Source organism: Streptomyces lunalinharesii (genome assembly GCF_039532155.1).
Lineage (GTDB): Bacteria > Actinomycetota > Actinomycetes > Streptomycetales > Streptomycetaceae > Streptomyces > Streptomyces lunalinharesii.
The window spans coordinates 282,263-304,217 of the sequence record NZ_BAAARK010000007.1 but is presented as its reverse complement, the minus strand read 5'-3'; the positions used below and the strand labels follow the sequence as shown (position 1 = coordinate 304,217).

Annotated in this window: 20 protein-coding genes and 4 pseudogenes; 9 read left to right on the top strand and 15 right to left on the bottom strand. The window is 70.1% G+C overall.

Annotated elements, in window-relative coordinates; translation table 11 throughout:
* Positions 1–46: 46 nt before the first annotated feature.
* The 3 genes from ABD385_RS14615 to ABD385_RS14605 all read right to left on the bottom strand — a co-directional run bounded on the left by ABD385_RS14615 (position 47) and on the right by ABD385_RS14605 (position 3,162).
* Positions 47–730, bottom strand: a complete 684-nt coding sequence (locus tag ABD385_RS14615; protein ID WP_344575615.1) for a class I SAM-dependent DNA methyltransferase — start codon at positions 728–730, stop codon at positions 47–49.
* Between the two features lie 246 nt (positions 731–976).
* Positions 977–1,711, bottom strand: coding sequence for a cytidylyl-2-hydroxypropylphosphonate hydrolase (fomD, locus tag ABD385_RS14610; protein ID WP_425585401.1), 735 nt, complete (start codon positions 1,709–1,711; stop codon positions 977–979).
* A 56-nt stretch (positions 1,712–1,767) separates the two neighbouring features.
* Complete coding sequence (locus tag ABD385_RS14605; protein WP_344575614.1) at positions 1,768–3,162, bottom strand: class II fumarate hydratase; 1,395 nt, start codon at positions 3,160–3,162, stop codon at positions 1,768–1,770.
* 772 nt (positions 3,163–3,934) lie between these two features.
* Here ABD385_RS14605 and ABD385_RS14600 point away from each other — a divergent pair.
* Complete coding sequence (locus ABD385_RS14600) at positions 3,935–4,138, top strand: hypothetical protein (RefSeq protein ID WP_344575613.1); 204 nt, start codon at positions 3,935–3,937, stop codon at positions 4,136–4,138.
* A gap of 39 nt (positions 4,139–4,177) precedes the next feature.
* Here the strand turns inward: ABD385_RS14600 and ABD385_RS14595 are convergent, their stop codons facing one another.
* The 5 genes from ABD385_RS14595 to ABD385_RS14575 form a co-directional block, all read right to left on the bottom strand.
* The gene (locus ABD385_RS14595) at positions 4,178–4,918 is read right to left on the bottom strand and encodes a hypothetical protein (RefSeq protein WP_344575612.1); all 741 of its coding nucleotides are present in this window, start codon (positions 4,916–4,918) and stop codon (positions 4,178–4,180) included.
* 2 nt (positions 4,919–4,920) lie between these two features.
* A complete protein-coding gene (locus ABD385_RS14590) occupies positions 4,921–5,568 on the bottom strand; it encodes a hypothetical protein (protein WP_344575611.1) in 648 nt (215 codons plus the stop codon).
* Positions 5,569–5,577: 9 nt separating this feature from the next.
* On the bottom strand, positions 5,578–6,780 hold the full coding sequence (locus tag ABD385_RS14585) for a putative T7SS-secreted protein (protein ID WP_344575610.1): 1,203 nt from the start codon (positions 6,778–6,780) through the stop codon (positions 5,578–5,580).
* Between the two features lie 58 nt (positions 6,781–6,838).
* Positions 6,839–7,183, bottom strand: a complete 345-nt coding sequence (locus ABD385_RS14580) for a WXG100 family type VII secretion target (protein ID WP_344575609.1) — start codon at positions 7,181–7,183, stop codon at positions 6,839–6,841.
* A 251-nt stretch (positions 7,184–7,434) separates the two neighbouring features.
* Complete coding sequence (locus ABD385_RS14575; protein WP_344575608.1) at positions 7,435–9,111, bottom strand: fumarate hydratase; 1,677 nt, start codon at positions 9,109–9,111, stop codon at positions 7,435–7,437.
* Between the two features lie 241 nt (positions 9,112–9,352).
* Here ABD385_RS14575 and ABD385_RS14570 point away from each other — a divergent pair.
* Together ABD385_RS14570 and ABD385_RS14565 are read left to right on the top strand one after the other, a co-directional pair.
* Positions 9,353–10,000: pseudogene (locus ABD385_RS14570) on the top strand (DUF1707 SHOCT-like domain-containing protein); the annotation flags it as partial.
* 347 nt (positions 10,001–10,347) lie between these two features.
* Positions 10,348–10,707 (top strand): WhiB family transcriptional regulator, encoded by a 360-nt coding sequence (locus tag ABD385_RS14565; protein WP_344575607.1) that lies wholly within the window; start codon positions 10,348–10,350, stop codon positions 10,705–10,707.
* A 112-nt stretch (positions 10,708–10,819) separates the two neighbouring features.
* Here the strand turns inward: ABD385_RS14565 and glpX are convergent, their stop codons facing one another.
* On the bottom strand, positions 10,820–11,851 hold the full coding sequence (gene glpX, locus ABD385_RS14560; protein WP_344575606.1) for a class II fructose-bisphosphatase: 1,032 nt from the start codon (positions 11,849–11,851) through the stop codon (positions 10,820–10,822).
* A 228-nt stretch (positions 11,852–12,079) separates the two neighbouring features.
* On the opposite strand from glpX, the gene ABD385_RS14555 reads away from it, so the two are divergent.
* Positions 12,080–12,616 (top strand): DUF4245 domain-containing protein, encoded by a 537-nt coding sequence (locus ABD385_RS14555; RefSeq protein WP_344575694.1) that lies wholly within the window; start codon positions 12,080–12,082, stop codon positions 12,614–12,616.
* Positions 12,617–12,774: 158 nt separating this feature from the next.
* On the opposite strand, the gene ABD385_RS14550 is transcribed toward ABD385_RS14555, so the two are convergent.
* The 4 genes from ABD385_RS14550 to ABD385_RS14535 all read right to left on the bottom strand — a co-directional run bounded on the left by ABD385_RS14550 (position 12,775) and on the right by ABD385_RS14535 (position 16,603).
* Positions 12,775–13,368 (bottom strand): malonic semialdehyde reductase, encoded by a 594-nt coding sequence (locus ABD385_RS14550; protein ID WP_344575605.1) that lies wholly within the window; start codon positions 13,366–13,368, stop codon positions 12,775–12,777.
* Between the two features lie 182 nt (positions 13,369–13,550).
* Positions 13,551–13,820, bottom strand: coding sequence for an exodeoxyribonuclease VII small subunit (locus ABD385_RS14545; protein ID WP_344575604.1), 270 nt, complete (start codon positions 13,818–13,820; stop codon positions 13,551–13,553).
* Positions 13,821–13,830: 10 nt separating this feature from the next.
* Positions 13,831–15,087: an exodeoxyribonuclease VII large subunit gene (xseA, locus tag ABD385_RS14540; RefSeq protein ID WP_344575603.1), complete on the bottom strand. Its 1,257-nt coding sequence runs from the start codon at positions 15,085–15,087 to the stop codon at positions 13,831–13,833.
* 127 nt (positions 15,088–15,214) lie between these two features.
* On the bottom strand, positions 15,215–16,603 hold the full coding sequence (locus tag ABD385_RS14535) for an APC family permease (RefSeq protein ID WP_344575602.1): 1,389 nt from the start codon (positions 16,601–16,603) through the stop codon (positions 15,215–15,217).
* Between the two features lie 75 nt (positions 16,604–16,678).
* Here ABD385_RS14535 and ABD385_RS14530 point away from each other — a divergent pair, with 75 nt between their 5' ends.
* Both ABD385_RS14530 and ppgK read left to right on the top strand, forming a co-directional pair.
* Positions 16,679–17,680 carry a 4-hydroxy-3-methylbut-2-enyl diphosphate reductase gene (locus ABD385_RS14530; RefSeq protein WP_344575601.1) on the top strand — a complete coding sequence of 334 codons (1,002 nt, stop codon included), beginning with the start codon at positions 16,679–16,681 and terminating at the stop codon, positions 17,678–17,680.
* Between the two features lie 67 nt (positions 17,681–17,747).
* Positions 17,748–18,668 (top strand): polyphosphate--glucose phosphotransferase, encoded by a 921-nt coding sequence (ppgK, locus tag ABD385_RS14525; RefSeq protein WP_344575600.1) that lies wholly within the window; start codon positions 17,748–17,750, stop codon positions 18,666–18,668.
* 10 nt (positions 18,669–18,678) lie between these two features.
* Here the strand turns inward: ppgK and ABD385_RS14520 are convergent.
* Positions 18,679–19,020 (bottom strand): annotated as a pseudogene (locus tag ABD385_RS14520) (DUF6542 domain-containing protein); the annotation flags it as partial.
* A 655-nt stretch (positions 19,021–19,675) separates the two neighbouring features.
* Here ABD385_RS14520 and ychF point away from each other — a divergent pair.
* The 3 genes and pseudogenes from ychF (at position 19,676) to ABD385_RS14505 (ending at position 21,701) form a co-directional block, all read left to right on the top strand.
* Positions 19,676–20,764 carry a redox-regulated ATPase YchF gene (ychF, locus tag ABD385_RS14515; protein WP_344575599.1) on the top strand — a complete coding sequence of 363 codons (1,089 nt, stop codon included), beginning with the start codon at positions 19,676–19,678 and terminating at the stop codon, positions 20,762–20,764.
* Positions 20,765–21,023: 259 nt separating this feature from the next.
* Positions 21,024–21,308: a hypothetical protein gene (locus ABD385_RS14510; RefSeq protein WP_344575598.1), complete on the top strand. Its 285-nt coding sequence runs from the start codon at positions 21,024–21,026 to the stop codon at positions 21,306–21,308.
* A pseudogene (locus ABD385_RS14505) lies at positions 21,290–21,701 on the top strand (PIN domain-containing protein). Before ABD385_RS14510 ends, ABD385_RS14505 begins: the two are co-directional and overlap by 19 nt.
* A 20-nt stretch (positions 21,702–21,721) precedes the next feature.
* Here ABD385_RS14505 and ABD385_RS14500 read toward each other — a convergent pair.
* Positions 21,722–21,895, bottom strand: a pseudogene (locus ABD385_RS14500) (LuxR C-terminal-related transcriptional regulator); the annotation flags it as partial.
* Positions 21,896–21,955: the final 60 nt, after the last annotated feature.

The following is a 21,955-nucleotide window of genomic DNA, read 5'->3' as shown; positions in this document are numbered from 1 at the left end:
CGTTCGGTGCGCGCCGCCCGAGCGGACACGCCTGACGCGGTGCGTCTCAAGCGCGTCGCAGGTGCAGGAAGAGCTGGATTTCGGGTGGTACGTCCGTACTCGACGGGGCATACGCATACGAGTCCTCCCCGACGATGTCGAAACCCGCGTCGCGCACGACCCGACGCAGGTCGTCCCGCAGATATCCCGATACCCGGATCGTGCTGCCGAGGAACGGAATGGGGAAGTCGTCGATATCGGCCTCGACCATCGCCAGGGCCAGCAACCCACCGGGTCGCAGGAGGTCGTGCAGCATGCCGAGGGCGCACGGGATTTCCGCGCGAGGCATCATCAACAGGGAGAAATAGGCGGCGATTCCGTCGAAGGAACCGGGACCACCCAGCCGGCCACCGCGCAGATCGGCGATGTCCAGTCGGTGGAATTCGCCGGCCGGGGCGTTGGCCCGGGCGAGTTCGACCATCCCGGGGGAGAGATCGATCCCCACGACCTGGTGGCCGGCGGCACCGAGTTGACGGGCGGTCGGCAGGCCGGTGCCGCAGCCGGCGTCGAGGATCCGCGACCCGGCCGGCAGTGCGCCGCACAACCACGCGCCCGAAGCGATCTGGCCTTCCTTATATGGAAAAGCCGTTTCGTACTGGTCACCGATCGCGTCGAACGCTTCGGCCTGTCCGGCCCGGTCAAGTGCTAACCGGTTCAGGCCTTCGTACGCGTCGTAGCTCGTCGCGCTCACGACTTCGCCCCTCCTGCGACCGCAGTCAAGTTCGTTTTCTCGTTCTGGAGTTGCGCCTGTGCAGTCTTGCGGAGGACGATCCTACGTTTGAAGGCCCAGGGCACAGCAAGGGGGCTGGGTACCGCTTCTCGCCCGACGGGACCCCCAGGGGAACCCGGCGGGAAACGGTTTCGCCCATAGGCGCACCTTTCCACCGTTCGCCCCCTTCACTCTCTTCACTCTCTTCTTTTCACGTTTGCTGTCTCGCTACCGCAAACAATCCGGCGGCCGGTCCCAGTTCTCCGGAAGTGCGGGAACCTCCCAGGCCGGATCGGGCCGCCAGTCCTCCCAACCGTCCGCGAACGGCCCTTCCCACGCCGCGATCTGTGCGACCGCGGCGCGTCCGGCCGACCGGACGGCGGCCACCTGGGCATCCGTCACCAGCCCGTCCCGCCGCGCCTGTGCGAACTCGTCCTCGTCCCGCCACTCCCAGCGCCGGTCCGGATAGACGCAGATGTCGAGGAAATGATCGAGCGAGTCGATTCCGCCCGACCAACGGTGGCGCGGCTCCTCCAGATTGACGTACCAATTCTTGAAGTGCCAGCCGCTCTCCCAGAACAGCCAGACCGACCAGGGATCTTCCGGACGCGCCAACTTCAACACGCCGTTGCCGAACCAATGGTCGCGCACGGTCCGCCGCGGCGTGGTGTAGCGGGTGGCGAGCGGCTCGCGGTGCACCGGCGTGCCGTCGGCGAGCACCGGCTTGACGCACGGCGTGCCGGGCGCCATCCACACCGCGAGCAGCTCCTCGGTGTCCTGGACGACGGTCACCGGCCGACAGATGTGGAACCGGCGGGGATCGGCGTTGTCGCGGTAGCGCCACAGGACCTGCTCGCCGGGCGCCCAGTGCCCCGGTTCCGCCGCGCCCCGTCCCGCCCCGGCCACCGGCACGGGCGCGCCGGCCGTTTCGCCCTCCGTCGTCTCCACCATGTCCGCTGTCATGCGCAGATCTTAGGGGCGTCGCGTTACGCGCGCGGTGACATGCGCCGCACCGGTGGTTACGGGTGGGTCATCCGCAACACGTCCAGCGCCTCGTCGAGCTGCTGCACCGTCAGCAGTCCCCGCTCGACGTAACCGCCTTCGAGCACCACTTCCCGGATGGTCCTCCGCTCCGCCAGCGACTGCTTGGCGACCTTCGCGGCCTCCTCGTAACCGAGGTACCGGTTCAGCGGCGTCACCACCGACGGCGACGATTCGGCGTACTCGCGGGCCCGCGCCACGTTCGCGGTGATGCCGTCCACCGTGCGGTCCGCCAGCAGCCGCGACACGTTGGACAGCAGCCGCACCGACTCCAGCACGTTCCGCGCGATCACCGGCAGCATGACGTTCAGCTCGAAGTTGCCGGCCGCACCGGCCGTGGCGACCGTCGCGTCATTGCCGGTGACCTGCGCGGCGACCATCAGCACCGCCTCCGGAATCACCGGATTGACCTTCCCCGGCATGATCGACGAACCGGGCTGGAGATCCGGCAGGTTGATCTCGGCGAGCCCGGTGCGCGGGCCCGACGCCATCCACCGCAGATCATTGGCGATCTTCGTCAGCCCGACCGCGACGGTCCGCAACTGACCGCTGGTCTCCACGATCCCGTCCCGGGCCCCCTGCGCCTCGAAGTGGTTGCGCGCCTCGGTCAGCGGCAGCCCGGTGGCCCGCGCCACCTCCGCGATCACCGCTGCCGAGAACCCCGGCGGGGTGTTGATCCCGGTGCCCACCGCCGTGCCGCCCAACGGGAGTTCGGCCAACCGCGGCAGCGATGCCCGCAGCCGCTCGACGCCGTAGCGCACCTGCGCCGCGTAGCCCCCGAACTCCTGCCCCAGCGTCACCGGTGTCGCGTCCATCAGGTGCGTGCGCCCCGACTTGACCACCTCGGCGAACTCCGACGCCTTCCGCTCCAGCGCCTCCGCCAGGTGCTCCAGCGCCGGAACGAGGTCGTTGAGGACGGCCGACGTCGCCGCGACGTGCAGCGACGACGGGAACACGTCGTTCGACGACTGGCTGGCGTTGACGTGGTCATTGGGGTGCACGTCCCGCCCCAGTCGCTCGCTGGCGAGGGTGGCGATCACCTCGTTGGCGTTCATGTTCGACGACGTCCCCGACCCCGTCTGGAACACGTCTACCGGGAAGTCCTCGTCCCACCGTCCTTCGGCGACCTCGGCGGCCGCCGCCACGATGGCCTCCGCGACGTCCTTGCCCAGCACGCCCAGCTCGGCGTTGACCTTGGCCGCGGCCCCCTTGATCCGCGCCAGCGCCTCGATGTGCGCGCGCTCCAGCCGCTGCCCGGAGATCGGGAAGTTCTCCACCGCCCGCTGCGTCTGGGCCCGCCATTTGGCGTGCGCGGGAACCCGCACCTCACCCATCGAGTCGTGCTCGATCCTGAATGCGCCGTTATCGCTCATGCCTATGACAGTGCCCGCGCCCCCCGATCTGTTCCCGACCCGCGGACGATGTCACCTGCCTGCGCCCCGGCCCACCGCCACCCCGGGCGACCGGACCCTCGAAGCCGGCGCCCGGGCTGCTGGGGGTGCCTCGGGCGGCCTCATGCGGGCTCGCGTCGGGCACCACGCCCTTCTGGGGCCCCGCCCCCGGCCCCCGCCCCACCCAGCCCCTCCACACCCGCCTCCCCCACCGCCCCACCGCCCCGCCGCGGAACGCCCCGGACCGACCGCCCGCCGACCGCCCGCCGCCCACCTCGTCCCCTCCCCGTACCGCAGGCCGCCCGCACCGAACCACCGCCGAGCCCCTCACCCGGCACCACGTCACTGCCGCATCCACGGGCCCGAGTTGGCCGTGCCCCGGGTCTCGCTCCCGCGGTCGAACGCCCCGATGCCCGGCACCCCGCCCGTACCGCGACCACCCTCGGCCGCACGAACTGCACCTGCCTCACGGCGGGTTCGTCGACCGGCCCCGCCGTCGTCTTCCGCGTCCCCGCCCGCTCGGCCCCGCCGTCCACCGCTCCGGATCAAATCCCTTGGCCACGGCCTCACTTCCATTCTTACGCCTGTAGGAATCAGTACTCACTCCCTTTCCAAGGTTACGGCGGAGGGTGGCGATGGGAACACGGAACGTAGCAATCCGCTGGAAGTTAAGGGGATCCCACGACGACATCGGGGAGCCGCCCTAGCCACTAACGGGACAACTCCATGACCCCCCTCGAACAGGAGCGTCACCATGGCCACGAGCGCCGGCCACACCACGCCGGGCCCGCGATCCCGGCAATCGCTGATGACCCTGCGCGTCTACACCACGACCCGCGATGGCGTCGTCACCCAGGAACGCGCCCAGATCCACGTCGTCGCCGGCGACCGCTTCGACCTCTACGGCTTCACCCAGGCATGGCCGCCGTGCGCGTGCCCGCGGCACCGAGGGCGGTAGTCACGCGCCCTGCCGTGGGGCGACCGGCGTCGTCGGAGGTCAGCCGAAGGGTGTCCGGGGCCGTTCTCCCCCGATAGGAGGTGCAGTTGCGTCAGGCTCTGCCGGGGTGGACGAGGGCGCCCTCTCCTCCCCCTCCGCCCCGCGCGGGCGTGTGCCGGGCGGGTTGGGTGACGGCTCATCGAACGTGATGCTCCGCATGAGGTCCGCCATGTCGTCGCAGTACTCGTCCCAGTGGTCCTCGCGAGGGGTCGTGAAATTGATGCAGACGAGGCACTGTTGCTGACATTCGGCCCCTTTGGGAACGGGCAGGAAAGCCTGCATTTCTGCGACGGGCACCTCCAGTTCCTCGCCCGACGAATATGCTTCCGCAGGGATCTGGAGGCTTTTCACGCCGGACACCACAGCCATGGGGCCGTTGGGGGTGTCGAATACGCTCCCGGTCCAAGAGTCACCTCGCCCGGCGGTGAGGGAGCGGATGATGCCGTTTGCTGCCACTGTTGCATCGCCGAACTCGAAAGGTGTGACACTGACTAAGGGTGTGCCGAACGAGAGCTCGCCATCGTAGGTGCGCACACACGTCCCGGCGTACAGGGCGCCCGACCTTTCGAGTGCCTGTGACACCTTCTGGACGTCTTCCACGAGATTCTGGAACGCGCGCGGATCCGAGTCGAGTGTTTGTCTAGCCTCCTTGGAAATTCGTGCGGTGATCGCTTCTTCGGCTTCTCCGGTGCTCGCCCCTACGGGCATGGCGACGAACCCCGCCGGCACGGTGAATTGCAAAGCTAAATCCCAGTCTGGTCGTGAGGTGGGCTGGCTGGGGGCAAGGGAGGAGGCGGGGGCGGGGGAGGGACCCAGAAGCGGGCTGCTTCCTGTTGCCGAAATTTTTCGAGCAGCTCCAGGTTTCTTTTTTGTCGATTCCTTGCGTACCGAGGGCCGAGCACGGCTCCGATCACGAAGAGAGCACCGATGATGCACGAGGTCATGCTGACGGCTGTCGAATCGTGAGCTGCCAGTGCCATGGAGAAGCACACGACGGCGCCGAAGGCGAACGTGATGGCCACTTGGGATGGCTGCAGTCCTTCGGATCCCTTGGTCTCGCGTGCGGCCTTCGCCGCGCGCAGCGGCGTGACCACGTGCGGATCGGATGCTTGGGAAACCGACCAGTTCGCCGTAGTCACTGCCTGCCAATTCCCTGTGGCTCGTACACGGGCAATTGCTGCTTGGGCGCGTTGGCGGGCTGTCGGACTGTCATCGCGAGTGAAGTTCAAGCGAATTGCTCCACGCCCCCGCATTTCCTCTCCGGAGAGCGTGTACCCGAGTTCTGTGGCTATCCAGGTGATACGGTCGATGCGGTGCGCTGCAAGTCCGGTGACTAATATTTCGACGGAGGGTCTCCCGTCGAATCCGGCGGCTATGACTTCGTCATTCATGGGAATCCATCACCTGTCGCCACTGGCCCTATCCTTTTCGCTCCCCTTGTTCCAGGCGTTCTCAAGTGCTGGTAGCAAAGGGCCGACACCCAGCTCGACGGCCTGTCGTGGGTTCTTTGGCAGGAAATTATCGAAAACGGAAGGATCTCCGAAGAGGCTGGCAGCGGAATCGACGAGACCGAAGTTCGATGCCCCGTCCGCAGCCCGACTGCTGAGTATCGCCGTGCCCAGTTTGCCTCCGACACGGGCGCCGGCGGCAAGTGGGATCAGGCCCAGAGAGTCCTGCGCCAGAGTGCGGTTCGACACCACGTCTTCACCGCCCGCTGCGCGGGCCACGCCGTGCAGGGCGAGTGCTCCTGCTGCGAACACCGATGACGCGACCCCGATTTGCCCTGCCAGCGGAGCGTTGCCCAGCATGCCGACGCCGATTCCGACCGCACCCACCAGGGCACTGACCGTTGACAAGACGTCTCCGACAGCAGAGATGGCATTGGCGTGGTCCTTGACCCATTGGCAGATCTGGCGGGCGATGATCTCTTGGCCTTTGACCAGTTGACTCAAGCCGTGCTTCAGCTCAGCGAAGAATCCTGGCCCCTTCGGAGCCTGTTCGCTCGCGGCCTTCAACACTGCGGCGACGGTCCCCGCAAGCTCCTCGTGCTGGCTTCGGATGTTCGTGGCGGAGGAGATGATGCCTGCCAACTCGTCGCGCGCCGCTCCGAGCTCGTTGAGGGCTGCGGTGTAGCGCTGGTTGGCCACTTCGGCCTCCGCGTCGGTCATCCCGATGCCGCCGTAGCGGAAGAGCTGTAAGTCCTCGCTCTTCTCTGCTCGTTCGGCGCGCTTGCGGGAGGCCCGGGCCTCAGTTTCGTACGAATGCGCCTTGGGCTGCATCGCGCCCAACTGCTTTTCCCACATCTGCAGCGCGCCGTGGGCCAGTTTGAAGCTCTCGCCGGCATCATGGAGAAGCTTGGGGAGTGCCGCGGTCTTGGCGCGGAATGCGTCCGCGGAGGCGCCGGTCCAGCCGCCGTCGCTCACGTTGCGCAGTGCTTCGGAGGCGCTCGTGATGTTCCTGTGCGCGCGGTTCAGATCCTCGACCAGGTCTCCCACGGCCTGGGGGACGCCAGGCGCCGGATTGAACTGTAGACCGGGAAAGCTGCCGTTGTCCTCGTACGGATCACCGCCTCCGTATCCCCACAGCTGCTCACCGAGTGACACTTCTCTTCCCCCCGCTGTCTTTCACTGAAAACCTAGGCCGTGTGCGGCGTTCTTTCCCTCACCCGAAGGGAGTGGCGCCCGTGCCGCCACTGTCACCGCTGTTTTGGGTTCCCTTTGAAAATGCCTGCCGCACGGCGTTGTCCGTCTCGCTGTATGCCCGCGCCGTGATCTGCAGACCCTGTTTGATGGCGTCGGTCAATTCAGTGATCTGGTCGATGCCGTACTCCCAGGAGCTTTTGAAATTGGCTCCAGAACTATCGATCTGTCCGTTGCCGAGGTTTCCGGTGGTCGCGCTCCGCAGATCACCGCTCGCGCTTTTCATCGACTCCGTACAGCGCTCCAAGCGCGTCGCCAAAGACCCCAACTCTTCGACATCGACCGTGAATTCCCCGGTGCCGGACACTGGTCACCGCCCCCTGCCGTGACATCGTCTACTGCTCGGCCGCCGAGAATAACATGCATGTGTTTCCGCTGGTCAAGCACTTTCCGCCACGAGTGCGACAGTGCTGAGCGACAACAAGGGTTCCGGTCTTGGAAGCGCCTGGCTGGAAAATTGGCGAAAAGTCGACGGCCGTCACCCGCGAGCTGCGGGTGACGGCCGTAAACAGTACTGTCCAGAACGTTATGTGCCGTTCGGAAGGTTATGCCGGACGATTACCGCCCCTGTCGCACCGGAATGCTGGTGAACGTAGGCGTGGTCGGCGCCGGGTCCTGGAAGAAGTCGTTGCCCTTGTCGTCGACGACGATGAAGGCGGGGAAGTTCTCGACCTCGATCTTCCAGACGGCCTCCATGCCGAGCTCCTCGTATTCGAGGACCTCGACCTTCTTGATGCAGTCCTGGGCGAGGCGGGCGGCGGGGCCGCCGATGGAGCCCAGGTAGAAGCCGCCGTGCGCGGCGCAGGCGTCGGTGACCTGCTGGGAGCGGTTGCCCTTGGCGAGCATGACCTTGGAGCCACCGGCGGCCTGGAACTGCTCGACGTAGGCGTCCATCCGGCCCGCCGTGGTCGGGCCGAAGGAGCCGGAGGCGTAGCCCTCGGGGGTCTTGGCCGGGCCGGCGTAGTAGACCGGGTGGTCCTTGAGGTACTGCGGCATCTCCTCGCCCGCGTCCAGCCGTTCCTTGATCTTGGCGTGGGCGATGTCGCGGGCGACGACGAGGGTGCCGGTGAGCGAGAGCCGGGTCTTGACCGGGTGCTGGGTCAGCTCGGCGAGGACGTCGGCCATCGGGCGGTTGAGGTCGACGGCGACCGCGTCGAGGTCCGCGCCGGCGCCCTCGGTCAGCTCCTCGTCGGTGGTGTCGGGGAGGAAGCGGGCCGGGTCGGTCTCCAGCTGCTCCAGGAAGACGCCCTCGGCGGTGATCTTGGCGACGGCCTGGCGGTCGGCGGAGCAGGAGACGGCGATGGCGACCGGGCAGGAGGCGCCGTGCCGCGGCAGGCGGACCACGCGGACGTCGTGGCAGAAGTACTTGCCGCCGAACTGGGCGCCGATGCCGATCTTCTGGGTCAGCTCGAAGACCTTGTCCTCCAGCTCCTTGTCGCGGAAGCCGTGGCCGGTCGGCGAGCCCTCGGTGGGCAGCTCGTCCAGGTAGTGCGCGGACGCGTACTTGGCGGTCTTGAGGGCGTACTCGGCCGACGTGCCGCCGACGACGATGGCGAGGTGGTACGGCGGGCAGGCGGCCGTGCCGAGCGAGCGGATCTTCTGCTCCAGGAACTTCATCATGGACGCCTCGTTGAGGACGGCCTTGGTCTCCTGGAAGAGGAAGGACTTGTTGGCCGAGCCGCCGCCCTTGGCCATGAAGAGGAACTTGTAGGCGCCGCCGTCGGTCGCGTACAGCTCGATCTGGGCCGGGAGGTTGGAGCCGGTGTTCTTCTCGTCCCACATGGTCAGCGGCGCCATCTGCGAGTAGCGCAGGTTCAGCTGGGTGTACGCGTCGTAGATGCCGCGGGAGAGGGCCGCCTCGTCGCCGCCCTCGGTCAGCACCTGCTGGCCGCGCTTGCCCATGACGATCGCAGTGCCGGTGTCCTGGCACATCGGCAGCACGCCGGCCGCGGCGATGTTGGCGTTCTTGAGCAGGTCCAGGGCGACGAAGCGGTCGTTGGCGCTGGCCTCCGGGTCGTCGAGGATCTTGCGCAGCTGGGTCAGGTGCGTCGGGCGCAGGTAGTGCGCAATGTCGTGCATCGCCTCGGCGGCGAGCGTGCGCAGCGCCTCCGGCTCGACCTTGAGGAACGTCCGGCCGTCCGCTTCGAAGGTGCTGACGCCCTCCGAAGTCACCAGACGGTAGGGGGTGTCGTCCTCGCCGGTGGGGAGCAGGTCGGTATAGGCGAATTCCGGCATGGGGGAGATGTCCTTACTCGGAGGGGTGGTGGCTGACTTCCACGGCAGCGCCTGAACAGCGTAGAACCCCGGGGGTGGGCCGGCGCTGTGAGGTCGGGCTCAGTCCGTGCGGACGCACTCGTTCCCCTAGTCGCGATCTATCGCGTTTCGGTACGCTGTGGTCGTGGACGCTTCAGGAAACGGGGGACGACCGGGCCCCGAGACCCCGCCCGGGCCGCTTGCGCAGCAGGACCAGCAGGCGGTGAAACTGACCAAGGGCGAGGCGAAGCCGCAGGGCGAGCCGGTGGCCCAGGCCGACATCCGGGCCTCGGACGCGGACCGCGACCGGATCGCGGAGATCCTGCGGGAGGCGCTCGCCGAGGGCCGGCTGGACGCCGAGGAGCACGCCGAGCGGATCGACGCGGTCTACCGCGCCAAGACCATGGGCGAGTTGGAGCCCGTCGTGCGGGACCTGCCCGCCGGCGGCGCCCGCCCGCAGCCGGAGCCCGTGCCCCGCGAGTACGGCCCCGGCGGCCGGACCGCCGACCAGAACCTCGTCGCGATCTTCAGCGCGGCCAACCGCAAGGGCCGTTGGCGGGTCCCGCCCCGGATCAACGCGGTCGCCATCTTCGGCAGCGTGGAGATCGACCTGACCGAGGCGGTCTTCCCGCAGCAGCGGGTGCAGATCAACGTCACGTCCGTCTTCGGCAGCGTCGAGATCCGCGTGCCGGAGAACATCACGCTGCGCAGCAGCGGCTCCGGCATCCTGGGCAGCTTCGAGGTGGAGACGCACGAGGCCGCGGACGGCGAGGCGCCCGAAGTGGACGTGCAGGGCTTCGCGCTACTGGGCAGCGTCGAGGCCAAGCCCAAGCGGGGCGCCTGGATCCGCGACCTGCGGGACCGGCTGCGCGGCGAGCGACGGGAGTGGACGGACGAACTCCGCGCCGAGCGGCACGCGCGGCTCGGCGAGCTCCGGGCCGACCGGCACGAGCGGTTCGACCAGTTGCGGGCGGAGCGGCACGAGCGTCGGGAGGAGCGCCGGGACCGCCGCCGCTTCGGCTAGGGCACTTCCGGCGGCGGACGCGGGCCCGTGCGGCCCCGCACCGCCCCCTCGATCGCCACGGTGTGCATAAGCCCGCGTACAGCGGGTAGGGCTGGTGCATCGTCTCTCGTACGGCTGCGGGGTGCGAAAAGGCCGTGCGCAGCGAGACGGGCAAGGGTGATTTCTCTCGCCGAAGCCGTCGTCAGGAGTAGACCGTGCTGCTACCGCATCAGGCCCTGCAGGATGCCGCTGTCGTTCCGTCCCCGCGCGGGCACGCTCGCGACGAGGCCGGTCCCTGGCATGCGGAGGCGGTGTGCCGCCGGGACGAGGCCGGGTTGTTCTTCGCCCCCTCCAAGGAGCCCACCGCCGCACGGCTGGCCAGGGAGGAAGCCGCGAAGCGGGTCTGCGCCCGCTGCCCGGTGATGGTCGAGTGCCGGGAGCACGCCCTGCTCCAGCCCGAACCGTACGGCGTCTGGGGCGGGTTGACCGCCGCCGAGCGTCGGGTGGTGCTGACCCGCCGGCGGCGCCGCGAGAGCGAGCTGCAGCGGGCCGCCGCGATGCCGGCCGCCGGTTGACCCCACCCGCCGTCGGTACGGACGCCCCCGCGTCCGTACGCGTCTCGCCCCCGCCGGAAGTCGCTTCCGACGGGGGCGAGTCGCGTCACGGGTCCGGGGCGGCCGGACCGGATCAGCTGGGGCGCTCGAAGTCGATCGAGCTGTACGCGCGCAGCTTCGAGAGCCGGTGCTGGGAGTCGATCTGGCGGATGGTGCCGGACTTGGAGCGCATCACCAGGGACTGGGTGTAGGCGGTCTCCGCGCGGTAGCGGACGCCGCGCAGCAGCTCGCCGTCGGTGATGCCGGTGGCGACGAAGAAGACGTTGTCGCCGCGGACCAGGTCCTCGATCTGCAGGACCTGGTCGAGGTCGTGGCCGGCGTCGAGGGCGCGCTGGCGCTCCTCGTCGTCCTTGGGCCACAACTTGCCCTGGAAGGTGCCGCCCAGGCACTTCAGCGCACAGGCGGCGATGATGCCCTCGGGCGTTCCGCCGATGCCCAGCAGCAGGTCGATGCCGGTCCCCTCGCGGGCCGCCATGATCGCGCCGGCGACGTCGCCGTCGGAGATGAACTTGATCCGCGCGCCGGCCTCCCGGACCTCCTTGACCAGACCGTCGTGGCGCGGCCGGTCCAGGATGACGACGGTGACGTCCTCGACCGCGGACCGCTTCGCCTTGGCGATCCGCTTGATGTTCACCGCCACCGGGGCGGTGATGTCGACGAAGTCCGCCGCCTCCGGGCCGGTGGCGAGCTTGTCCATGTAGAAGACCGCGGACGGGTCGAACATCGAGCCGCGCTCGGCGACCGCCATCACGGACACCGCGTTGGCCATGCCCTTGGCGGTCAGCGTGGTGCCGTCCACCGGGTCCACGGCCACGTCGCACTCCGGGCCGGTGCCGTCGCCGACCCGCTCGCCGTTGTAGAGCATCGGGGCGTTGTCCTTCTCGCCCTCCCCGATGACCACGACGCCGTTCATCGAGACGGTGTGGATCAGGGCGCGCATGGCCTTCACCGCCGCGCCGTCCGCGCCGTTCTTGTCGCCCCGGCCGACCCAGCGGCCCGACGCCATGGCGCCGGCCTCGGTCACCCGGACCAACTCCAGGGCGAGGTTGCGGTCGGGGGCCTCCGGGCTGACCTCGAGGGGGGACGGCAGATGATGCTCGGTCATCGAGCGCACCTTTCTGTACGGCGACGGCCGGATTGATGAGGGTGCTTATGACTTTATCGGTAGGTCGCGAAAATGAGCAGGGGGGCCTTCGCATGAGCAAGCCGAGGGCTGGGTACCGGCCGTGCCCGGCGGGCCTCGACCGCGGCACCTTCTGCCCAGGTGGGTGGTGTCCGAGGGGGGCGCGTCCGGGCGCCGGCGGGCATAGGGGACCATAGGGACGTGGCTGGTATGCGAGGCAGGCAAAGAGTGGCGGACATGGTCCTGTCGCTGGCGGTGATCGGCGTCCTGGTCGGGGCGATCTACTTCTTCATCCCGCACGACGACAGCGCGACCGCGGAGAAGAGCGCGGTCCAGACCGTCGACACCCGCGTCGAGATCATCACCGCCCGCCGCGCCGCCCCGTACCCGGTCGCCGCACCCGAGGGTCTGCCCAAGGGCTGGCGACCCACCTCCGTTTCCTACAAGGCCAGCAACGACGGCAAGGGCGGCGCCTGGCACCTGGGGATGCTCGACCCGGAGCAGCAGTACGCGGCCGTCGAGCAGAGCGACGCACCGGCCAAGCAGTTCATCCAGGACGTCACGCTGGGCACCGACAAGATCGAGGGCCAGCAGGCCGTCGGCAGCAAGAAGTGGGACCGCTACCAGGGCGACACCTACAAGGCGCTGGTCCACGAGGAGCCCGGGGTGACCACGGTCGTCACCGGCACCGCGCCGTACGGGCGGCTGGCCGAACTGGCCGCGGCCCTGGTGGCGAAGAAGGGCTGAGCTCGGAGCCGCCGCCCGGCGGCCCCGCCGCCGCGCGACCGTGCGCCGGAGGCCCGGGAGGCCCGCCCCGGCGGACCGCGCCCCGTCCGTCCGACGACGCGAGAAGGCCGCCGCACCCAGCCGGGTGCGGCGGCCTTCTCGCGTCGGGCCGGGGTGGCTCAGACGGTGGCGGTGGCCTCGTCGAAGGACAGGCGCGGCGAGCGCGGGAAGAACGCGTCCGGGCCCGGCTTGCCGAGGTTGATGACCAGGAAGGACTTCTGCTTGCCGTCGCCGAAGAACTCCTTGTCGACGCCGGCGAAGTCGAAGCCGGTCATCGGGCCGGCGGCCAGGCCGGCGGCGCGGATGCCCAGGATGAAGTAACCGGCCTGGAGGGTGGCGTTCTGGGTGCCGGCGACCTCACGGGCCGCGGCCTCCGAGAAGAAGCTGTCCTTGATGCCGGGGGCGTGCGGGAAGAGCTGCGGCAGCTTCTCGTGGAAGTCCAGGTCGACGGAGAGGATCACGGTCAGCGGCGCGGCCACGGTCTTCGGGCCGTTGGCGCCCATGGCGTGCGCGACCAGGCGCTGGCGGGCGTCCTCGGAACGGACCAGGGTGATCCGCAGCGGCGACTGGTTGAACGCGGTCGGGGCGTACTTCACCAGGTCGTAGATGGCCTGGACCTGCTCGTCCGTGACCGGCTCGTCCGTGAACGTGTTGGCGGTCTGGGCCTCGCGGAACAGGAGGTCCTGAGCGGCGGCGTCAAGGGCGAGAGACATCAGGGGCACCTCGGGGCTTCAGGTGGGGTACGGAGAGTGAGACTTCGCTGTCTACGGGAACCACTCTAACCCGAATAGATTAAAGTTCAACTAACGACTGGAAAGTGTGAGGGGGTTCACAACGCGAGAACGGCCTTCCGGGATCCGGAAGGCCGCACGGCGGGGGCGCGCGCCGCGCGCCGCTACTCCCGCTCCGCCGCGTCGTCCGCCGCCGCACCCTCGGCCAGCGCCGCGTCCAGCCGCGCCCGGGCCCCGTCCAGCCAACGGCGGCAGACCTTCGCCAGCTCCTCGCCGCGCTCCCACAGGGCCAGCGACTCCTCCAGCGTCGTGCCGCCCGCCTCCAACCGGCGGACGACGTCGATCAGCTCGTCGCGCGCCTGCTCGTAACCGAGGGTGGACTCCGCCGGCGCCGCCCCGGCCGCCCCGTCCACCACGTCATCCGTCTTCGCCATGTCTCCCACCCTATGAGTCCGCCCCGTGCGACACCGGCCGGTCGGCAGCGGCGTCCGGAGCCGCGGTCACCCGCACCCCGAACGCGCCCTCGGCCACCCTGGCCCGCAGCTCTTCGTCCACCGCCACCTCGGACGGCGTGCGCACCGCCGTCCCGTCCGGCTTCTGCAGCACCGCGTAGCCGCGCTGCAACGTCGCCTTGGGGGAGAGCGCCACCACCCGCGCCAAGGTGTGCACCAGCTCCGAATCCGCCCGGTCCAGCAGGTGCCCGAGCGTCCGCCGGCCGCGCTCCAGCAGGGCGGTGACCTGCTCCTCGCGCTCCTCGACCATCCGCTGTGGACGCTGCATCGACGGGCGGTGCAGCGCCGCCGTCAGGCCCCGCTCCTCGCGGTCCAGGAAACCGCCGAGCGCGCGCCGGGCCCGCTCCCGGAGCTGGTGGACGCGCATCAGCTCCTCGCCCACGTCCGGCACCACCTTCTTCGCCGCGTCCGTCGGCGTCGAGGCGCGCAGGTCGGCCACCAGGTCCAGCAGCGGGGCGTCCGGTTCGTGACCGATCGCCGAGACCACCGGGGTGCGCGCCGCGGACACCGCCCGGACCAACTGCTCGTCGGAGAACGGCAGCAGGTCCTCCACGCTGCCGCCACCGCGCGCCACGATGATCACGTCCACCTCGGGCAGCGCGTCCAGCTCCTGCACCGCGGCGATGACCTGGGGCACCGCGTGCACCCCCTGCACCGGGACGTTGCGCACCTCGAAGCGGACCGCCGGCCAGCGGTGCCGGGCGTTCTCCAACACGTCGCGCTCGGCGGCGCTGGCCCGGCCGCAGACCAGCCCGATCAGCTGCGGCAGGAACGGCAGCGGCCGCTTGCGCTCCGCCGCGAACAGCCCCTCCGCGGTCAACGCCCGCTTCAGCTGCTCCAACCTGGCCAGCAGCTCCCCGACGCCGACCGGCCGGATCTCGGCCGCCCGCAACGACAGCTGACCGCGCGGCGCGTACCACTCCGGCTTGGCGTGCACCACCACCCGGGCGCCCTCGCTCACCACCTCGGCGACCTTGTCGAAGACCTGGCGGTAGCACGTGACGCTCACCGAGATGTCGTGCGACGGATCGCGCAGCGTGAGGAACACCACGCCCGCCCCCGGCCGCCGCGAGAGCTGGGTGATCTGCCCCTCGACCCACACCGCGCCGAGCCGGTCGATCCACCCGCCGATGAGCCGGGACACCTCGCCGACCGGGATCGGCGCTTCCGGAGACGTAGAGACAGCCATACGAGCGAGAGTAGCGGCGGCCACTGACAGTGCCGGTCGTCTCGCCGTCGGTCGCGCCGGACGGTCGGCCGCGCCCGACCGTCCGGCTCCCACCCCTAGGGCGCTGCTGACGAATCTCCGCGGCGTCCTAGGGCGCTGCCGGCGGTGCGGACCGCGCCCTCAGGTACTGCACCGCCAGCACCACCAGACCCACCAGCAGCCAGACGCCGCCCACGACCTGCGCGGTCCGCGACGCCTCGACGACCACCGCGACCACCACCGCCAGCCCCACCAGCGGCACCACCACGTGGCGCAGCACGCTCGGCGCCGCCGCCCGCCGCCGCACCCGGAACCAGCCGACCACCGAGGCGTGCAGCAGTCCGAACGCGGTCAGCGCGCCGACGTTCACGATCGACGACAGCTGGTCCAGACCGTCGTCCCGGGTCGCCGCCCAGACCGCCGCCACCAGCGTCACCGAAGCCGCCCCCAGCAGCGCCCGGCGGGGCACCCCGCTGTCGGCGTCCACCTTCGCCAGCGCCCCCGGCAGCCGCCGGTCCCGGGCCATCGCGAACAGCAGCCGGCCGGCCGCGGCCTGCCCGGCCAGCGCCGCGAACGCCGCCCCGATCGCCTTGCTCACTGCCACCAGGTCGTGCAGCCAGCCGCCCACCGCGGCATCCACCGTCGTGTAGAAGGCGGCCCCCTGCTCACCCGGCTCGGCGGCCAGCTCCGCGGCGCTCATCGGGGCCAGCAGCGCCGCCAGGTACGTCTGCACCGCGAACAGCACCCCGGCCGCCACCAGGCACGTCACCACGGCCCGCGCCACCAGCCGCGAGCCCCCGGATGCCTCCTCCGCGAACGCCGCGATCGCATCGAAGCCCAGGTACGACAGGACCGCCACCGACACCGCCGCCAGCACCGCGTCCAGCGAGAAGCCGCTCTCCCCGGTCAGCGGCACCGCCCAGCCGCGCTGCGCCCCGTGCACGACCAGCGCCCACACCGCCGCCACCACGAAGACCACCAGCACCACGACCTCCAGCGCCAGCACCGCGAACCCGACCACCGCAGCGGTCCGCACCCCCCACAGGTTCAGCACCGTGGTGACCACCACCGCGAGCGCCGTCCACACCCACTGGTGGACCTGCGGCACCAGGGCGTGCAGCGCGATCCCGGAGAACAGGTACGCCACCGCCGGGATCAGCAGGTAGTCCAGCATCGCCATCCACCCGGCGACGAACCCCGCCCCCTCGCCCAGCCCGACCCGCGCGTACGCGTAGACCGAACCGGCCTTCGGCACGACCCGCACCATCTGGGCGTACGAGTACGCCGTGAAGGCCATCGCCACCGTGGCGACGACGTAGACGCTGGTGATCGCCCCGCGCGAGGTGGCCTGGAGGGTGCCGAAGATGCCCACCGGTGCCATCGGGGCGATGAACAACAGGCCGTAGACCACCAGGTCCCGGAACGACAGCGTCCGCCGCAGCGCTCCGGTGCCGCTGCGCGCCCCCTCGTCCACGGTCGCGCCGTCCGTGCCCGGCATTCCGCCTCCTCACCCGTGCTCCGCACCAGTCTGGGCCACCAGCGCGATCACGCCCCACCGGGGCACGGCCTTACGATGGGACCCATGTCTGCTACTCCCGGTCCGCAGCCCAGCCGCAAGGTCCTCCTCGCCGCCCCCCGCGGCTACTGCGCGGGCGTGGACCGCGCCGTGATCGCCGTCGAGAAGGCCCTCGAGCAGTACGGCGCCCCGGTCTACGTGCGCCACGAGATCGTCCACAACAAGTACGTGGTGAAGACCCTGGAGAAGAAGGGCGCCATCTTCGTCGAAGAGACCGAAGAGGTGCCCGAGGGCAACATCGTCATCTTCTCCGCGCACGGCGTCGCTCCTGTCGTCCACGACGAGGCCAAGCGCGGCAAGCTCGCCACCATCGACGCCACCTGCCCCCTGGTCACCAAGGTCCACAAGGAAGCCGTCCGCTATGCGGACGAGGACTACGACATCCTCCTGATCGGCCACGAGGGCCACGAGGAGGTCGTCGGCACCAGCGGCGAGGCCCCCGAGCACATCCAGCTCGTCGACGGCCCCAAGGACGTCGCGAACGTCGAGGTCCGCGACCCGGACAAGGTCGTCTGGCTCTCCCAGACCACGCTCTCCGTGGACGAGACCATGGAGACCGTCGACGCCCTCAAGGGCCGCTTCCCCAACCTCCTCTCGCCGCCCAGCGACGACATCTGCTACGCCACCCAGAACCGCCAGATCGCCGTCAAGCAGATGGGCGCCCAGGCCGACCTCGTCATCGTCGTCGGCTCGCGGAACTCCTCGAACTCCAAGCGGCTGGTCGAGGTCGCCCTCGGCGCCGGCGCCAGCGCGTCCTACCTGGTCGACTACGCGGAGGAGATCGACGAGGCGTGGCTCGACGGCGTGCGCACCGTCGGCGTCACCTCCGGCGCCTCGGTCCCCGAGATCCTCGTCGACGGAGTCCTGGAATGGCTCGCCGCCCGCGGTTACGAGGACGTCGAGACGATCACCGCCGCCAAGGAGTCGATCACCTTCTCGCTGCCCAAGGAGCTCCGCCGCGACCTGCGCACCGAGGCCCGGTCCGCCGTCGAGGACTGACCGACCACCGCCCGCGGTCCTTGCCGTACCGGGGGCGGCGGGCGCAGTAGGCGCCTAGCCTTTTCCCATGAGGGTCTTCGGTGTGGACATCGGCGGATCGGGCATCAAAGGCGCCCCGGTCGATCTGGAACGCGGCGAACTGGCCGACGAGCGCTACAAGGTACTGACCCCGCATCCGGCCACCCCCGAGGCGGTCGCCGACTGCGTCAAGGAGGTCGTGGACCACTTCGGGTGGACCGGCCCGGTCGGCGCGACCTTCCCGGGCGTGGTCACCGGCGGGATCACGCGCACCGCCGCCAACGTCGACAAGCGCTGGATCGGCACGGACGCCGCGGCCCTGCTCACCGGCCGGGTCGGCGGCGCCGGCGGCGGCTGCCCGGTCACCCTGCTCAACGACGCGGACGCCGCGGGCCTGGCCGAGATGCGGTGCGGCGCCGGCCGGGGCCGCACCGGAACGGTCGTCGTCCTCACCTTCGGCACCGGCATCGGCAGCGCCGTCTTCACCGACGGCCGGCTGGTCCCCAACACCGAGCTGGGCCACCTGGAACTGCACGGCCACGACGCCGAGAAGCGCGCCTCCACCAAGGCCAAGGAGGACGAGGAGCTGAACTGGGACCAGTGGGCGCACCGGGTCCAGAAGTACCTCGCCCACGTGGAGATGCTCCTCTCGCCGGCCCTGTTCGTGATCGGCGGCGGGGTGAGCCGCAAGGCGGAGAAGTTCCTGCCGCTGATCGAGGGGATCCGGGCCGAGATCGTCCCGGCGCGACTCCAGAACAACGCGGGCATCGTGGGGGCCGCGATGGCCGCCCAGGCCGCACGGGCCGGGGCGCCGCCTACTGCCGAGCCACCTGCCGCGGACGGCTCCCCGGCCGGGAACGGTGCGGGGCCCGCGGCGCGGACCCGCCCGGCTGCGGGGCCGTCGCCCGCGGACCGGGCCCCGAGTTCCGCTGTCGACTCACCGGTCGGCTGGCCCGACGCCGGGCGATGAGCAGCGCCTTGCGGACCAGCACCACCAGCCCGCAGACCAGCGTCCCCCCGTAGAGCCAGCCGGCGTTCAGGGCGAGCACCGTGAACACCCCGATCAGCAACCCGGGGAAGCCCGCCTGGCCGTGCTGCACCGGCACCGTGCCGACGGCGAACGCGATCGGCAGCGCGACCGGGGCGGCGATGAGGTCGTACGGCCGCACCCACGTCCCGGCCGCCACGCTGACCAGGAGGAAGAAGACGCCGTACGCGGACTGCGCCCCGCCCAGCAGCCAGCGGTCCACGAAGCCGAAGGCCAGCAGGGCGAACGTGGCCAGCAGCCCGCAGCCCAGACCGGTGAGCTTGGCGGCGGGCATCCGGCGGGCCAGCAAGGCCACGGGGGCGGGCGCCGGGGGCCGGCGCGGGCCGGCCCGGTAGACGGCCGCGACCTCGTCGCCGTCGGCCGGCGGCCGCCCGGCCGGCCGCGGCCTCCGCTCGCCGGGCGTCGCGACCGGCGGCCTGACCGGCGCCCGGAACTCACCGGGCGCGGGGGCGTAGCCGCGGGCGGTGACCTCGGTGCCGGCCGGCACCGAGGCGTAGCCGGACGCCCGCATCGCGGACAGGAAGGCGTCGTCGGGATCGGGGGCCACGGCCTCCGCGGGGCGCGGGAGCCGGGCGTCCTGCCCCGTGTCCGGACCGCCGCCGTACGGCCGGCCGGGCTGGGGCGTGCGCGCTTCGGGTTCCTCCACGTGTTGCTCCACTCGGCAACGGTAGGCCGCTAAGTGGGATTAATCGGTCATGGGACACGCACTTTGACCTACCTTGGGGGCTCCGTTAAGCGGCCCGGCGCATGCTGCGGGAGCGCGCGGGGCGACGTGCGCCGGCCCCGGACCCGACTCCGGCCCGCCCGGCGCGGCGGGACCCGCCCAGTAGACTGGTGGATCGGCCCCACCCCGCCCGGCCCGGTCCCACCGACCGGCCCCGGGGAGCGGCCCGCCCTTCGCCCACCTCCAGCTCCGGGAAGTCGCCACCGTGTCGCTCACGATCGGAATCGTCGGTCTGCCCAATGTCGGCAAGTCGACCCTGTTCAACGCCCTGACCAAGAACGACGTGCTGGCGGCCAACTACCCGTTCGCCACCATCGAGCCGAACGTCGGCGTGGTCGGCGTGCCCGACCCCCGGCTCGCCAAGCTCGCCGAGATCTTCGGCTCCGCGCGGGTGCTGCCCGCCACCGTCGACTTCGTCGACATCGCCGGCATCGTCCGGGGCGCCTCCGAGGGCGAGGGCCTGGGCAACAAGTTCCTCGCCAACATCCGCGAGTCGGACGCGATCTGCCAGGTCATCCGCGCCTTCAAGGACGAGAACGTCGTCCACGTCGACGGCAAGGTCTCGCCCAAGAGCGACATCGAGACCATCGACACCGAGCTGATCCTCGCCGACCTCCAGACCATCGAGAAGGTCCTGCCCCGCCTCCAGAAGGAGTCGCGGATCAAGAAGGACGTGGCCCCGAAGGTCAAGGCCGTCGAGGAGGCCAAGGCCATCCTGGAGGAGGGCCGCACCCTCTTCGCCGCCGGCCTCGTCCAGGGCACGGAGAAGACCGAGCTGCTGCACGACCTCCACCTCCTCACCACCAAGCCCTTCCTCTACGTCTTCAACGTCGACGAGGAAGAGCTCACCGACGAGGACTTCAAGAACGACCAGCGCGCCCTGGTCGCCCCGGCCGAGGCGATCTTCCTCAACGCCAAGCTGGAGGCCGACCTCGCCGAACTGGACGACGCCGAAGCCCTGGAGCTCCTGCAGTCCGTCGGCCAGGAGGAGCCCGGCCTCGCCACCCTCGCCCACGTCGGCTTCGACACCCTCGGCCTGCAGACCTACCTGACCGCCGGCCCCAAGGAGACCCGGGCCTGGACGATCAAGAAGGGCGCCACCGCCCCCGAGGCCGCCGGCGTCATCCACACCGACTTCCAAAAGGGCTTCATCAAGGCCGAGGTCATCTCCTTCGCCGACCTGGTCGAAACGGGCTCGGTCGCTGACGCTCGGTCGGCGGGGAAGGCGCGGATGGAGGGCAAGGAGTATGTGATGCAGGACGGGGATGTGGTGGAGTTCCGGTTCAACGTGTAGCGGGTGACGTGTCACCACGTCGCTGATCTGGCAAACGTTCAGGTCAGAGAGGGCCCGACTCTTCGGAGTCGGGCTCTTGGTTTTTCCCGTGCTGGGATGGTGCCGGGATGGGATGAGGACGCCCGTGCTGGGTTTCGGGTGTTGCGCTGCCCGATGTGGGAGCGAGCGGGAGAGGCTCGGTGTGTGCACCTTCTTCACGCTGAGGCCCCACGCAGGTCCGGGCGTAGCACTTTTCCTACTTGTTTGACACGGTCGGGGTGTGGGCGAGACGACGTACAGCATCGGAGAAGGGCCGGCGATGCGGGTGAGCCTGTCGCTGCCCGAAGGGACCGCGGAGGCGATCCGGGCGCGGGTAGGTAAGCGGGAGTTCTCGGCGTTCATCGCTGAGGCGGTCGAGCGTGAGCTGCGCGGGCAGGTTCTCGACGAGTATTTGGCGGACTGTGAGAGCCGCAAGGGGCCGGTCTCCGACCCGGCTCGTCAGCGGGCACGGCACGTCTTCGACGAGGTGTTCGCCGAGGAGAGCGAGTGGCCCGCCGCAAGCTGAGTCACGGGGGGACGCTGGTCCTGGACAGCGAAGGGCTCTCGAAGATGCTCGCCGACGACGAGCAGGTGGTGGCTCTGGTCGCTGAGGCGCGCTCCCGCGGCATGGAGGTCGCGATCAGTGCGCTCACCGTCATCGAGGCGGCTCATGCTCGTGCGAACAAGTCCCGCCTGAACTGGGTGCTCTCCGGACTGCGCGTGGTACCGGTGGGCGACGAGGAGGCGAGGGCGGCTTCGGTTGCTGATGGATGCTGGTTTGCACGGGCATAAGTACGCGATCGATGTGGCGGTCGCCGAGGCCGCGCTGCGACAGCACCGCCCGGTGGTGATGTTGACCTCCGATATCGACGGCATGGTTAAGCTCTGCGGCGATCGGGTCCGGCTCGTGACGGTCTGATTTCTGCGGTCGGGAGTGGTCTAGAGGGCTCTTGGGCCGGTCTTGCCCCAGACGTCTGGCGCACTGTCATTCAGGCCGTTCTGGCAGGCGATGACGATGAGTTGGGCGCGGTCGCCTGCGCCGAGTTTGGTTGCTGCGCGCTGGCTGTGGGTGCGTACGGTCAGGACGCTGAGGACGAGTTCTTCGGCGATCTCGCCGATGGGCGGCTTCCGGTGAGAGGAGGGCCTCGCTTGCGGCCGTTGGTGCGGATTCCC